The sequence below is a fragment of the Ruegeria sp. AA3 genome (genome assembly GCF_056542905.1).
Genome location: NZ_JBQGAQ010000005.1, coordinates 26,112 through 38,847, shown reverse-complemented (window position 1 = coordinate 38,847; position 12,736 = coordinate 26,112). Strand labels below are relative to the sequence as shown.

14 protein-coding genes are annotated in these 12,736 nt (G+C 55.2%); 5 read left to right on the top strand and 9 right to left on the bottom strand.

Annotated elements, in window-relative coordinates; translation table 11 throughout:
- Nucleotides 1-157: 157 nt before the first annotated feature.
- The 3 genes from ACR0JR_RS10300 to pyk all read right to left on the bottom strand — a co-directional run bounded on the left by ACR0JR_RS10300 (nt 158) and on the right by pyk (nt 3,849).
- Nucleotides 158-1,708 (bottom strand): alanine/glycine:cation symporter family protein, encoded by a 1,551-nt coding sequence (locus ACR0JR_RS10300; RefSeq protein WP_411353638.1) that lies wholly within the window; start codon nt 1,706-1,708, stop codon nt 158-160.
- A gap of 14 nt (nt 1,709-1,722) precedes the next feature.
- A complete protein-coding gene (locus ACR0JR_RS10295) occupies nt 1,723-2,160 on the bottom strand; it encodes a universal stress protein (RefSeq protein WP_010443550.1) in 438 nt (145 codons plus the stop codon).
- 243 nt (nt 2,161-2,403) lie between these two features.
- Entirely contained in the window at nt 2,404-3,849 is a 1,446-nt protein-coding gene (gene pyk, locus ACR0JR_RS10290; RefSeq protein WP_170473948.1) for a pyruvate kinase, read from the bottom strand.
- A gap of 118 nt (nt 3,850-3,967) precedes the next feature.
- Between pyk and ACR0JR_RS10285 the strand changes: the two genes are divergently transcribed.
- The 3 genes from ACR0JR_RS10285 (at nt 3,968) to ACR0JR_RS10275 (ending at nt 5,451) form a co-directional block, all read left to right on the top strand.
- Complete coding sequence (locus ACR0JR_RS10285) at nt 3,968-4,705, top strand: N-formylglutamate amidohydrolase (protein ID WP_480456076.1); 738 nt, start codon at nt 3,968-3,970, stop codon at nt 4,703-4,705.
- An 88-nt stretch (nt 4,706-4,793) separates the two neighbouring features.
- Nucleotides 4,794-5,033, top strand: coding sequence for a DUF6868 family protein (locus ACR0JR_RS10280; protein WP_010443547.1), 240 nt, complete (start codon nt 4,794-4,796; stop codon nt 5,031-5,033).
- A gap of 103 nt (nt 5,034-5,136) precedes the next feature.
- Nucleotides 5,137-5,451 (top strand): DUF1244 domain-containing protein, encoded by a 315-nt coding sequence (locus ACR0JR_RS10275; protein ID WP_010443546.1) that lies wholly within the window; start codon nt 5,137-5,139, stop codon nt 5,449-5,451.
- Between the two features lie 266 nt (nt 5,452-5,717).
- Here ACR0JR_RS10275 and ACR0JR_RS10270 read toward each other — a convergent pair whose 3' ends face one another.
- The 3 genes from ACR0JR_RS10270 to dgcN all read right to left on the bottom strand — a co-directional run bounded on the left by ACR0JR_RS10270 (nt 5,718) and on the right by dgcN (nt 8,656).
- The gene (locus tag ACR0JR_RS10270; RefSeq protein ID WP_480456075.1) at nt 5,718-6,578 is read right to left on the bottom strand and encodes a D-amino-acid transaminase; all 861 of its coding nucleotides are present in this window, start codon (nt 6,576-6,578) and stop codon (nt 5,718-5,720) included.
- Between the two features lie 35 nt (nt 6,579-6,613).
- Entirely contained in the window at nt 6,614-7,579 is a 966-nt protein-coding gene (dgcA, locus tag ACR0JR_RS10265; protein WP_480456074.1) for an N-acetyl-D-Glu racemase DgcA, read from the bottom strand.
- Nucleotides 7,580-7,654: 75 nt separating this feature from the next.
- Nucleotides 7,655-8,656, bottom strand: coding sequence for an N-acetyltransferase DgcN (dgcN, locus tag ACR0JR_RS10260; protein WP_170547225.1), 1,002 nt, complete (start codon nt 8,654-8,656; stop codon nt 7,655-7,657).
- Between the two features lie 296 nt (nt 8,657-8,952).
- On the opposite strand from dgcN, the gene ACR0JR_RS10255 reads away from it, so the two are divergent.
- Nucleotides 8,953-9,915: an L-malyl-CoA/beta-methylmalyl-CoA lyase gene (locus tag ACR0JR_RS10255; protein ID WP_480456073.1), complete on the top strand. Its 963-nt coding sequence runs from the start codon at nt 8,953-8,955 to the stop codon at nt 9,913-9,915.
- 48 nt (nt 9,916-9,963) lie between these two features.
- Here ACR0JR_RS10255 and ACR0JR_RS10250 read toward each other — a convergent pair whose 3' ends face one another.
- Together ACR0JR_RS10250 and ACR0JR_RS10245 are read right to left on the bottom strand one after the other, a co-directional pair.
- Nucleotides 9,964-10,542 carry a PA14 domain-containing protein gene (locus ACR0JR_RS10250; RefSeq protein ID WP_480456072.1) on the bottom strand — a complete coding sequence of 193 codons (579 nt, stop codon included), beginning with the start codon at nt 10,540-10,542 and terminating at the stop codon, nt 9,964-9,966.
- 119 nt (nt 10,543-10,661) lie between these two features.
- Complete coding sequence (locus ACR0JR_RS10245; protein ID WP_010443540.1) at nt 10,662-11,114, bottom strand: Lrp/AsnC family transcriptional regulator; 453 nt, start codon at nt 11,112-11,114, stop codon at nt 10,662-10,664.
- Nucleotides 11,115-11,187: 73 nt separating this feature from the next.
- Between ACR0JR_RS10245 and ACR0JR_RS10240 the strand changes: the two genes are divergently transcribed.
- Nucleotides 11,188-11,784, top strand: a complete 597-nt coding sequence (locus tag ACR0JR_RS10240) for a LysE family translocator (protein ID WP_480456070.1) — start codon at nt 11,188-11,190, stop codon at nt 11,782-11,784.
- 1 nt (nt 11,785) lies between these two features.
- Here the strand turns inward: ACR0JR_RS10240 and ACR0JR_RS10235 are convergent, their stop codons facing one another.
- On the bottom strand, nt 11,786-12,619 hold the full coding sequence (locus ACR0JR_RS10235) for an AraC family transcriptional regulator (RefSeq protein ID WP_480456069.1): 834 nt from the start codon (nt 12,617-12,619) through the stop codon (nt 11,786-11,788).
- Nucleotides 12,620-12,736 lie beyond the last annotated feature (117 nt).

The window sequence follows — 12,736 nt, the reverse complement described above, 5'->3', positions numbered from 1 at the left end:
TCAGACGCGACTCGGCATGCCATCTCGGCCGGTCACGCGATCAGAAGCGCCGTTTACGCAAGTTCGGTCATACTGGCAAGGGGGTTTGGGTCAGAATCTGCGATTTTCACGGGCAGACTGAGTACCGGGGCGACACGCGCCGCCCCGGTGGTATGGTTTAATGTTCGAATTTGCGGATTTCGCCGCTCTTCAACCGTTCTGCGTAGGACGCCAGCTCCTGACGCACCACTTTCATCAGGAAGTAGAGCGCGAAGACGTTCACAACAGCCATCGCAAAGATCGCCGCATCTGAGAAGTCGATGACCGGACCAAGGTTGGCCGCAGCGCCAATGACAACGAAGATGCAGAAGATGACCTTGAACACCAGTTCCTTCGTGTGGCCCTCACCGAACAGGTAAGTCCAGGCCTTGAGGCCATAGTAGGACCAGCTGATCATGGTGGAGAAAGCAAACAGCACCACGGCAATAGCCAGAATGAACGGGAACCAGCTGAACGCGCTGCCGAAGGCTGCCGAGGTCAGGCTGACACCGGTGTTACCATCAACAGTTGCAATCGCGTTACCCGCTTCGTTCAGCATGTAATTGCCGGTTTCCGGATCAACGATCAATTGCTGGGTGATGATGATCACCAGCGCGGTCATGGTACAGATCACGACCGTATCGATGAACGGCTCAAGCAGAGATACAAAGCCCTCGGTAATCGGCTCTTTGGTCCGAACAGCAGAGTGTGCAATCGCTGCAGACCCGACGCCTGCCTCGTTCGAAAACGCCGCACGACGGAAGCCCTGGATCAGCGCACCGACCATACCGCCTGCCACGCCGAGACCAGTGAAGGCACCCGCGAAGATCTGGCCAAAGGCCCAACCGATCTGATCCGCGTTCATCAGGATGATTACTAGCGCAGCAGCCACATACATCACGCCCATAAAGGGCACGACTTTCTCGGTCACGCGTGCGATAGATTTCAGGCCACCCACGATCACTGCAAACACGATGCCCGCGAACACCAGACCGGTGATCCAACCGGGATAGTCTCCAACGATGCCTGCGATCTGCTGGTGCGCCTGGTTGGCCTGGAACATGTTGCCCCCGCCCAAGGCACCGAGGATACAGAAGATCGAGAAAAGAACCGCAAGGATCTTACCACCCGGCAGGCCCAGTTCGTTGAACCCTTTGGACATGTAATACATCGGACCACCGGAAACGGTGCCATCCTCGTATTCGTTGCGATACTTCACGCCCAGCGTACATTCGGTGAATTTCGACGCCATACCCAACAGACCCGCGACGATCATCCAGAAAGTCGCACCCGGCCCGCCGATGCCAACGGCAACCGCAACACCGGCGATGTTGCCAAGCCCAACCGTACCGGACAAGGCTGTAGCGAGCGCTTGAAAATGGCTGACCTCACCCGCATCGTTCGGGTCAGAGTAGTCGCCTTTCACCAGGCTGATCGCATGGCTGAAAAAGCGCAACTGCACGAAGGCAAAATACAGCGTAAACACAGTCGCAGCTACAACCAGCCATCCCACGATCCAGGGGAAACCTGTCCCGGGGAAAGGTGCAAAAATAAAACTTACAAATGGCCCGGTGAAGTCTGCAAATGCCTGATTGATCTTGTCGTCCAGCCCAACCGCTTCCTGAGCGGCGGCAGGACTCGCAGCCAGAGCGGTAAGCGCAGCCAAACCAAGTTTGTTTTGAATACTCATCATCTACTCTCCCCTCAATTCACGACCGTGACGGGAACGTCGGCATGCATGACAAGGTTCTGCGTGGAGCTGCCAAACAGGCGCTTCTTGAACCCGTCAGCCGAAGCCCGACCAACAACGATCTGTGATCCACCGTTTTCGACCGTGATCGTGTTCAGTGTTTCGGCGACATCTCCGTGACGCACGATACCTTGGGCTTCGAATCCTGCTGCCTTTAGCGCTTCGACCGCTGGCGCGATGATCCGCGATGTAGCCAGCTCTACCTCTTCCTCGCGCCTCTTGTGGCGCATAGCATTTTCTTCCGGTGTCTGGAATGTGAAAGGCGACCATTCGATGACATAAACAACCAGCAGCTCGCATTCTCCGATACGTCCGGCCAAGTCTTTGGCGAAGGCGATCGCGCGTTCTCCGGTTTCTGTCCCGTCCAGTCCAATGACAATTTTCGTTGTCATGTCGTTCCTCCGTTGTGGTTTGTTTGACCGGGGCCCGTGCCCCCGGCAGAGCAGCCGGAACCTGGAACTTGTTTGAGTAGACTGCCCTAGAGGCAAGTATCCCCAAAAACACGGAAAAACAGAGAAGTAATTTTGAAATGCAACCAACAATCGATCATCTACTTGAAATTGCTAATTTATTTCCGCCTAAATTTTAGGCAGATTGTAAGGTATCAAAATAAATTGTTGATATTGGGTCGCAACTTAACCCGGATCGGTGTTGTAAATCAGCCGTTCATCACACGGAGCGATACGCAAGATGTTGGTCGTTCCAGGGACATTAAACGGCACGCCAGCGGTGACCACGATCTGATCAGTCTCGGCCGCAAAGCCGCCCGAGCGAGCCGCGCGAGCCGCACTGACCACCGCGCCCTTGAACCGTTCCTGCTCGGGGGTCAGAACACAATGGCAGCCCCAGCTCAAGCAAAGCCTGCGTGCGGTGCCAGTGGCCGGAGTCATCGCAATTATCGGCACACCGGGACGCTCGCGTGCAGTGAGCAACGCGGTTGTACCACTTTGAGTGAAACAGCAGATGGCCTTGATGTCCGTCTTTTCCGCAATTTCGCGCGCGGCTGCCACGATTCCGTCCGCGATGGTCGTGCCCTTGGCAGTTCGTGAGGCCGCAATGATCTGGTGGTAGGTCGGGTCCGCTTCAACCTCGATGGCGACCTTATTCATGGTCTGGACCGCTTCGATCGGATAGGATCCAGCCGCGGATTCAGCGCTAAGCATGATTGCATCGGTGCCTTCATAGATGGCGGTTGCCACGTCCGAAACCTCGGCCCGCGTTGGCATCGGGCTTTCGATCATGCTTTCCAACATCTGTGTTGCAACAATCACGGGCTTCGCTGCAGTACGACACTTGCGCACCAGACGCTTCTGAATCGGCGGTACAGCTGAAACGGGCAATTCAACACCGAGATCGCCACGTGCAACCATGATCCCGTCCGAGGCATCAAGGATGTCATCAAAAGCTTCCACTGCGGCAGGCTTTTCGATCTTGGACAGGATCGATGCGCGACCATCTGCCAGCGCACGTGCTTCGAAAACGTCCTTGGCGCGCTGCACAAAACTCAGCGCTAACCAGTCCACGCCCAACTGGCAGACAAATTCCAGATCGTCGCGATCCTTGTCAGACAGCGCCGCCAGCGGCAGAACCACGTCCGGAACATTCACACCTTTTCGGTTTGAGATCGTGCCACCTACTTCAACTGTGCAGTGGGCAAAATCCTGACCGCAATCCTGCACGATCAGACGAATCTTGCCATCATTGACCAGCAGGCGCGCACCCGGCTCCAAAGCAGCAAAAATCTCGGGGTGCGGTAGACAGACCCGGTTGATATCCCCCGCTGCCGGATCAAGGTCCAGACGAAACGCTGCGCCCTCTTCCAGCTCTTCTGCGTCATTGGCAAACACACCAACGCGCAGCTTCGGTCCTTGAAGATCGGCCAAAATTGCAATCGGGCTGTCCAGATCCTTTTCGATCTGCCGGATGATCCGATGCCGTTCGCGGATTTCATCATGACTGCCATGGCTCATGTTCAGGCGAAACACATCGGCCCCTGCCTCGTGCAGAGCGCGGATGGTGTCATAGTCGTTAGACGCCGGTCCCAGCGTCGCCACGATTTTCACATTTCTCAGGCGTCGCATTGATCAGGCTCTCCTTAAACGCACGAATGTTACCGCAAACATTGCTTGGGCCGCTTATTGCGCAATTCCCTTTCCAACGCAACTGTCCTACACCTGCGACAAACAAGATGACAGGCTCATGACTTATTCTCCGTTTTTTGTTCACGGCGCGGATCGGCCGTCGCGTTGGCTAATAACTTGCGACCATGCAACCAACATGGTCCCACCCGATATCAATGACGGGGACCTGGGACTGCCGCGCGAAGACATGGAACGGCACATCGCTTACGATGTGGGCGCCTACGAGGTGTCGAAGCATCTGGGCGAGATTCTGAACGCCCCGGTTATCGCGGCCAATTTTTCGCGCTTGGTGATCGACCCCAATCGCGGTGAGGATGATCCGACGCTTCTGATGAAGCTCTATGATGGTTCGATCATCCCCGGCAATCGCCACGCCGATCCAGTTGAGAAGGAGCGGCGCCTGAATATGTGCTATCGTCCTTATCACGATGCGCTGGCACAGCTTGCAGGCCTGCCTCATGCGGTTATCGTCTCAATGCACTCCTTTACGCGCCAGCTACGCGGTCGCGATCCCCGACCCTGGCATATCGGCGTCCTGCACACTCCGGATGAGCGGTTCTCACGCCCGTTAATCAACCGACTGAATGCCGAGAGTGATCTGTGCGTCGGTGTAAATGAACCCTATACCGGCGTTCTACCCGGTGATGCGATCGACAAACATTGCACAGCATTCGGTCGACCCAATGCATTGATTGAGCTGCGCAACGATCTGATTGCGGATCACGAAGGGCAGCGCCATTGGGCCAACCGTCTGGCCGTTGCACTACAAGACGCGCTCGTCGAAAGCAGACTGTGACACAGTGACGTCGCAGATTGTTTTTTGTTCCTCCTAATGTTGGGAGCGCATTGGCCAATACCCATATATCAGGCGAAAGGAGACGACTATGACGCAGGAATTCCTGACGACTGTCTTCGGTTGGATGACGGTTCTGAACATCGGTGTTTTGCTCTTCAGCACCATGATGGTCTTGGCTTTGCAAAACTGGATTGCAGATGTGCATGGCAGAATGTTCCAGATGGAACGTGCCGACATAAAACGCGCTTACTTCCGGTATCTTGCGAATTACAAGATCCTGACTCTGGTGTTTTGCCTGGTGCCATGGTTGGCACTGAAACTCTCCTAAATACCGGATCGGCCAATTCAAAGACCTTTGTATTCATTGCATCAAAGCCTGCGGATTGCTAGTTCAGCCTCAGAATGTAAAAACATCTACTCGGAGCCAGAATATGGACAAGCAAACCGAAATCGAACTGCAAGCCGCTGCGTTCCGTCGTTTGCAGCAGCACCTGATGAAAGACCGCACAGACGTCCAGAACATCGACATGATGAATCTGACCGGGTTTTGCCGCAATTGCCTGTCGCGCTGGTATCAGGAAGCCGCCAATGCAAAAGGCATTGAAATGGGCAAGGACGAAGCTCGCGAGATTTTCTATGGCATGTCCATGGATGAATGGAAGGCCAACTATCAGACCGATGCCAGCGCCGAAAAACAGGCCGCATTCAAGGTTGCGTTTGAAGAGAATGTGACGAAGAAGAGCTGACGCTCGACACCGGAAAAAACCGCCTTCTCTGTGTAAACCTTCCACCGGGGATGTTGCTGATCATTCGAACACGGGTTCATAATCAGTAACACCTCAGTGATCCGTAAAAACCCAACATGACGGTTTGTTCACGGCACCAACATCCTGTGAACCGACAACACCCTCGCAATATTTTGCGAGGGTGCAGGAATAACGGCAAATTGCGCCGCGCGTCGCATTTGAGTTCATACCATTGCTGGCAACGAGACTAGATATAACTACCTCTTCTAGATCGACGCCTTGCGGCTTTCGTCCAGATAGATCTCGCGCAGACGTTTGGCGATCGGACCCGGTGTGCCATCGCCCAGCGCAACGCCATCGATCTCAACCACCGGCATAACGAAAGCACTGGCCGAAGTGGTGAAGGCCTCATCGGCTTCTTTTGCTTCGTCGATGGTGAACAGGCGCTCTTCGACCTCCATCTGCGCCTCGGCCGCCATGCGCAAAACCGCCTTGCGCGTGATGCCGTGCAGAATGTCGTTAGACAGCGGACGGGTGACGATCTTACCGCTCTTGACGAAATAGGCGTTATTGCTGGTGCCTTCGGTCACATAACCATCTTCAACCAGCCACGCATCATCGCAGCCTGCCTTTTTGGCCATCATCTTGCCCATGGAAGGGTAAAGCAGCTGCACGGTCTTGATGTCACGACGGCCCCAGCGGATATCATCAATCGAGATGATCTTGGCACCCTTCTTCGCTGCCGGACTGTCTGCAAGGCCTGGTTTGTTCTGGGTAAAGAGAACAAGGCTTGGCTTTGTATCGGCGGCTGGGAAAACAAAATCCCGATCCCCGTCCGAGCCACGAGTGACCTGCAGATAAACCAGCCCCTCATCAATTCCATTCAATTCAACCAATTTGCGGTGGATTTCCAACAATTCGTCCATACTGCAAGGCTGAACGATATCAAGTTCATCCAATGAGCGCTTCAGACGTACGGCGTGGCCTTCAAAGTCGATCAGCTTGCCGTCCAGCACGCTGGTCACCTCGTACACGGCATCCGCAAACAGGAAACCCCGGTCAAAGATCGAAATACTTGCTTCGGATTCAGGCAGGTATTCGCCATTCACATAGACGGTACGGGTCATGTCATTTCCTTTTGTTTCCGGGCTTCGCCCGTTCCTTACCCCCAGAGCGCCGCTTTGGGCGGATGTACTCCGGCATCGTCAAAAATCAGCGGTGTATCGCGGTCTTCGGCCAACAGAAGCGGCCCGTCAAGGTCTGTGACCATCGCCCCCTGCGCCACCAGTGTTGCCGGGGCCATCGCAAGCGAGCTTCCGACCATGCAGCCAACCATAACATCATAGCCCTCAGCCAATGCGGCCTTGCGCAATTCTAGCGCCTCGGTAAGACCGCCGGTCTTGTCCAGTTTGATGTTCACCACATCATATTTGCCCTTGAGTGCGGGTAGGCTTGCCCGATCGTGACAGGATTCGTCAGCACAAACTGGCACAGGGCGATCCATCCCGATCAGGGCATCATCCTCACCAGCTGGTAAAGGCTGTTCGACCAGAGCCACGCCCAGGCGCACGAGATGCGGGGCAAGATCTGCATAGACTTCGGCAGACCAGCCTTCATTAGCGTCGATGATGACTTTCGACTTTGGCGCCCCAGCCCGGACAGCCTCGAGCCTCGGCATATCATCGGGTGTTCCCAGCTTAATCTTCAGCAAGGGGCGGAAAGCGTTCTCGGCCGCTTGAGCCCGCATCGCTTCGGGCGTGTCCAATGACAGCGTATAGGCTGTTATTTCAGGCCCTGGCGCAGCGATTTCAGCAAGCTCCCATACCCGTTTACCTGCGCGTTTCGCTTCCAGATCCCACAGTGCACAATCCACCGCATTCCGCGCCGCGCCAGCAGGCAACAGGTCCATCAGGGAATAGCGCGAAAACACATCGGGTAGCCCGGCTATCTCGGCCTCGACCGACTCCAGTGTTTCGTCATAGCGGGCATAAGGTACACATTCGCCCCAACCATGGTGCACACCGTCCGAGATACGGACAGTCAAAACTTTTGCCTCGGTACGTGAGCCGCGCGAGATGGTGAATACCTGCGCCAATCGAAACACATCGCGAGAAACTTCAATTTGCACGCGCCTGCTCCTCTATTTTTTGACAAATACGCCCGCCGGCGGCGGATTGCTCCGCCTCCGGCGAGAGTTCTTAGATCACAGTGTGGCCAGCGCATCCACTAGTTTACCGGCTCCAAAGCGGTAGGGATCGGTCGCCGGGATGCCCATCTCGGTCTCAACTTTAGTGATATAGGCAAGCGCATCTTCTTCGCTCAGGTGCTGGGTGTTGATCGACACGCCTGCAACCTGACACTCTGGGTTTGCCACGCGCGCCAGCGGCAGTGCTGTGTCACGCAACTGCTCCAGCGTCGGCAGTGAATACTCAGGCAGTCCGCGCATATGGGTCCGGGTTGGTTCGTGGCACAGGATCAGCGCATCGGGCTGCCCACCATGGATCAGCGCCATGGTCACACCTGAATAAGACACGTGGAACAGGGAACCCTGCCCTTCGATGTGATCCCAGTGATCCGGATCATTGTCCGGTGTCAGGTACTCGACCGATCCTGCCATGAAATCCGCGATAACGGCATCCAGCGGCACACCCTGCCCTGTGACCAGAATGCCCGTCTGACCTGTAGCACGGAACGTGGATTTCATACCGCGCTTGCGCATTTCGGCATCCATCGACATCGCCGTATACATCTTACCGGCTGAGCAATCGGTTCCAACGGCCAGGCACCGTTTGCCGGTACGCTTGCGGCCGTTTGCAATCGGGTAACCAACAGTCGGCACACGGACGTCGTGCAATGTGCATCCATGGGTCTGCGCAGCCGCAACCAAATCACCTTCGTCACGCAGCAGGTTGTGCAGGCCAGATGCCAGATCATAGCCCATTTCCAACGCTTCAATCAGAACTTCTTTCCAAGCTTCGCTGATGATCCCGCCCCGGTTTGCAACTCCAATGACGAGTGTCTTGGCACCAGCCGCTTTACCTTCGGCCAGAGTCATTTCCGTTAGGCCCAGGTCGGCCTTGCAACCTTCCAGCTTGATTTGACCAACAGCATTCTCAGGACGCCAGTCCCGGATGCCAATAGCCACTTTGGCCGCCAACAAGTCGGGCGCATCGCCCAAAAACAATAGGTACGGTGTCTCGATCATCGCGCTGCACTCCTTTGATTCTGGCCTAAGCTAGAGAACCGATTTGACGAGGATTTCTCAAACTCTCCTTACAATCCGCCTTCTGACAGGATAAACTTGCACAATAATTTTAAAACTCGCAAAACTATTCGAAGTTTTCAAACTGATCAATCTTTGAGCATTCTTTTGTCGGTTTAAAATTCGAACATTCTGCACACGCATTGCCGCAGCTGCACAATCAAGCTTGCACAGCGCCACGCAATTTAATATCTCAGGCTCAGGAAAGAACGCAATTTCATTACTCAGACGAGGTTCAGATGAGTTTCCGCATCCAACCCGCCGCTCCGGCGCGCCCCAATCGCTGTCAACTGTTTGGCCCGGGCTCGAATACTAAGCTATTTCCCAAGATGGCCGCGTCGGCAGCGGATGTCATCAACCTGGATCTGGAAGACTCGGTGGCCCCGTCCGACAAGGATACCGCCCGCGCCAATGTCATCGAGGCGCTCAATACGGTCGATTGGGGCAACAAATACATGTCGGTTCGGATCAATGGGCTGGATACACCCTATTGGTACCGCGACGTGGTCGATGTGCTGGAAAAGGCAGACGATCGGCTGGATCAGATCATGATCCCCAAGGTCGGGTGTGCGGCGGATGTTTATGCGGTGGACGCGCTGGTCACCGCCATCGAGCGGGCCAAGGGCCGAACCAAGCCCATCTCTTTCGAAGTGATCATCGAATCCGCCGCTGGCTTGGCGCATGTCAAAGAGATCGCAGCATCATCTCCGCGTATGCAGGCCATGAGCCTTGGCGCTGCGGATTTTGCAGCCTCGATGGGCATGCAAACAACCGGCATCGGCGGCACACAGGAAAACTATTACATGCTGCGCGAAGGCGAAAAGCACTGGTCCGACCCCTGGCACTGGGCGCAAGCCGCCATCGTCGCCGCCTGCCGAACCCATGGCGTGCTGCCGGTCGATGGCCCGTTCGGCGATTTTTCGGATGATGAGGGATATATCGCGCAAGCCAAACGCTCGGCCACACTGGGCATGGTTGGCAAATGGGCCATCCACCCCAAGCAGATTGCATTGGCTAATCAGGTTTTCACCCCGTCAGATGAGGCGGTGTCTGAAGCGCGCGAAATTCTAGCCGCAATGGAACAGGCAAAGGCCAACGGTGAAGGCGCAACCGTCTACAAAGGACGTTTGGTGGATATCGCCTCGATCAAGCAGGCCGAAGTCATTGTAGCGCAGTCCGAACTGATCGCGGCAGGCGGCTAGCGCACAAATTAAAAAGGCGCTCGATCGAGCGCCTTTCATTTTATGTAATCAGCGGCCGAAAACGTCGTTGGGTGTCCAGGTAATTCTCTGACCCTGTTTACCCCATTTCATCATCAAGCAAGACGTACCGTATTTCTGAAAGTACTTGATGTTGAGAGGATACCAACCAGCTTTCGGAACTTCGACTTCGGTCCGTTGGTTAGCCTCACAGCCTTGGCGACCATTGACATATCCAATTTGCTGGCCACCGACCCACGCATCAATCCCGTCATTCGACCAGGTTTCAAGCTCGTATATCCCGGGTGAATCAAAACGAATATAACCCGTGATTTCCGCGGCAACATTGAAGGCTTCGTTGAAAGTCAGGACAGGATCGCCCTCATTCGTATCACGGTAGTCCAGCCCTCTAAGTGGCGCGCCGGGCTTGGCCTTCCTCAATAGTTGTTTAACTTTGGCGAGGTTTTGGATTTTGCGAGGCGGATTACCTTCCCAGCTATACTTTGCATTCAACCCCGCTTTTGGACTGGGTTGAGGATTTGCAGGCGTTAACTTCAAAGGTGCAGCCGTCGCCGCACCCGCAAAAACTGCTAAGACGGCAACAAGCGCTCCGGTCCGGAAAAATTTCATGGTCTTCTCCCTGAATTCGCGCCCGCTTGGGGATCAATCCCTGCCGGCGACACTGTTGCAAAGACCTTAGGCTGTGAATTTTTGACCTGCAAGGTGGTTAGAATTCACTTTTTCGGCCTTTACGCGCGCATATCCTTGGGCGACCCCATAACCACATATGAGGTAATCGAGGTCACATGCGGAAGCGTTCCCAATACCTCAGTATGGAAGGTTTTGTAGGATGCGAGGTCTGCACATTCGACCCGCAAAAGGTACTCGATCGTGCCGGTGATATTGTGACATTCGACCACCTCGGGCGCCTGCTGCAGTGCTTCTTCAAATCCTTCTTGGGCGGCCTTGGTATGCTCACCCAGCCCGACGCCGATATAGGCAACAAAGCCTATGCCCAAGGCTGCCGGGTTTAGAACTGCGCGATAGCCCGATATAACACCCGCGCGCTCCAACTCTTGCACCCGACGCAGACAGGCAGACGGCGACAGGCCAACGCGGTCGGCAAGATCGAGGTTGCTGATACGACCATCTTGCGACACTTCTCGCAATATATGTTGATTAATTCGATCAATCTTAGCCATTTGTTGTGAGCAATATCCTACAGCCGCACAAAAAAGCAATTTCATTCGCCGCGATTGGCGAGAAAATGCGTTCATGACATACGAGATTCTGATGGCCCTGATCGTGTTCGCCTTTGTGTCCTCGATAACTCCGGGGCCAAACAACCTCATGCTCATGGCGTCAGGCGCGAATTTTGGTTTCCGGCGAACGATACCACATATGTTGGGTATCGGGTTGGGTTTTACCTTCATGGTATTGCTGGTGGGCGCAGGGCTGGTTCAGGTTTTCGACCGATTCCCGGTTAGTTATACGGTGCTTAAGATCGCATCCGTCATTTACCTGCTGTATCTGGCATGGAAGATCGCACATGCAGCGCCTGTAAAGGGACAAGCAGCAAGCGGTACGCCGATGACGTTTTTTCAGGCTGCCAGCTTTCAGTGGGTCAATCCAAAGGCCTGGGCCATGGCGCTTACGGCAACTGCAGCATATGCGCCGGGACAAACGCTTGAAGCCATCATACTGGTTGCGCTGGTGTTCGGAGCGATCAATCTGCCATCGGTCAGCGTATGGACGGTTCTGGGCCAACAAATGGCGCGGGTCCTGACCAACCCGCACCGCTTGCTGATATTTAACTGGACAATGGCCGTACTTCTTGTTGCCTCGCTCTACCCTGTTCTTTGGCCGCACTAAGTCATTTGAGCGGTAGGCAGATTTCGGTCAGCAGTTCCTCGGGCGCAGTTTCGCGCGGATCATTCAGATAGATTTCATAGCAAGGCTGATCCGCAGGCTCCTCGCCAGAATCGGGCAACCAATTTCCGAACAGTGTCTGATAGGCGGCGTGTATGCCGGAATACGGGCCTTTGTAGGTCAGAACCGCCGTCTTGCCGCCAGGGATGCTGAGGTCTTCCATCCCCTCCGGTATATCTTTGCCGCAGAATTGAGCCCCGGCAAAGCTGCGCAATTCATCTTCCTGCACGTCTTCGGGGCTGTCGAGATAGAGCCCGATCATCGGGCCGACCTGTGGCCACAGTTTTCGGGATTCGCATAGGGCACCAAAGGCCTCAAAACTACGACCAATCTCGGCATAAGCCCCTTTATGCGGAAGTGCTACGACACGGCGGGACGGTTCGGTGCGGGTTGTCACGGGATGCATGGGGTATTCTCCGGTTTTGAATTTTGGATGAGCCGGCAGAATCTGCCCCGCCTTGCGAAACACGGTGGGGCTGCTGCCGTAGGCCTCGGAAAAGGCTCGCGCAAAAGATTTCAGGTTCGGATAACCAATATCGGTCGCTATCTGCGCAACAGGCCTTTCCGACTGCACCAACCAACAGGCGGCGCGGTGCAGACGTATCCGGCGGGCAGCCTGCGCGCAGGTCTCGCCGGTGATTGCGCGAAACACGCGATGCCAATGAAATCGTGACATCGCCGCGACGTCGGCCAAGGCATCCAGCGACAAATCCCCAGCGGGTTGATCGTGGATATAAGCCAACACGCGCAACACGCGATCTTCATAGCTGACAGCCATCGGTATCCTTCCTAAATCTTCGCCCGCCTGTCGTCGCATATTGTGAAACCACAAATCTTGCTGAGTTGCATCCGGGACAAGCATTAGTCATATAGCAGGGAACTTCCGCGTTGAGAG

Coding starts and splice junctions, on each gene's coding strand:
- ACR0JR_RS10300 (WP_411353638.1), bottom strand. CDS start 1,708: ATGAGTATTCAAAACAAACTTGGTTTGGCTGCGCTTACCGCTCTGGCT.
- ACR0JR_RS10295 (WP_010443550.1), bottom strand. CDS start 2,160: ATGACAACGAAAATTGTCATTGGACTGGACGGGACAGAAACCGGAGAA.
- pyk (WP_170473948.1), bottom strand. CDS start 3,849: ATGCGACGCCTGAGAAATGTGAAAATCGTGGCGACGCTGGGACCGGCG.
- ACR0JR_RS10285 (WP_480456076.1), top strand. CDS start 3,968: ATGACTTATTCTCCGTTTTTTGTTCACGGCGCGGATCGGCCGTCGCGT.
- ACR0JR_RS10280 (WP_010443547.1), top strand. CDS start 4,794: ATGACGCAGGAATTCCTGACGACTGTCTTCGGTTGGATGACGGTTCTG.
- ACR0JR_RS10275 (WP_010443546.1), top strand. CDS start 5,137: ATGGACAAGCAAACCGAAATCGAACTGCAAGCCGCTGCGTTCCGTCGT.
- ACR0JR_RS10270 (WP_480456075.1), bottom strand. CDS start 6,578: ATGACCCGTACCGTCTATGTGAATGGCGAATACCTGCCTGAATCCGAA.
- dgcN (WP_170547225.1), bottom strand. CDS start 8,656: ATGATCGAGACACCGTACCTATTGTTTTTGGGCGATGCGCCCGACTTG.
- ACR0JR_RS10255 (WP_480456073.1), top strand. CDS start 8,953: ATGAGTTTCCGCATCCAACCCGCCGCTCCGGCGCGCCCCAATCGCTGT.
- ACR0JR_RS10250 (WP_480456072.1), bottom strand. CDS start 10,542: ATGAAATTTTTCCGGACCGGAGCGCTTGTTGCCGTCTTAGCAGTTTTT.
- ACR0JR_RS10245 (WP_010443540.1), bottom strand. CDS start 11,114: ATGGCTAAGATTGATCGAATTAATCAACATATATTGCGAGAAGTGTCG.
- ACR0JR_RS10240 (WP_480456070.1), top strand. CDS start 11,188: ATGACATACGAGATTCTGATGGCCCTGATCGTGTTCGCCTTTGTGTCC.
- ACR0JR_RS10235 (WP_480456069.1), bottom strand. CDS start 12,619: ATGGCTGTCAGCTATGAAGATCGCGTGTTGCGCGTGTTGGCTTATATC.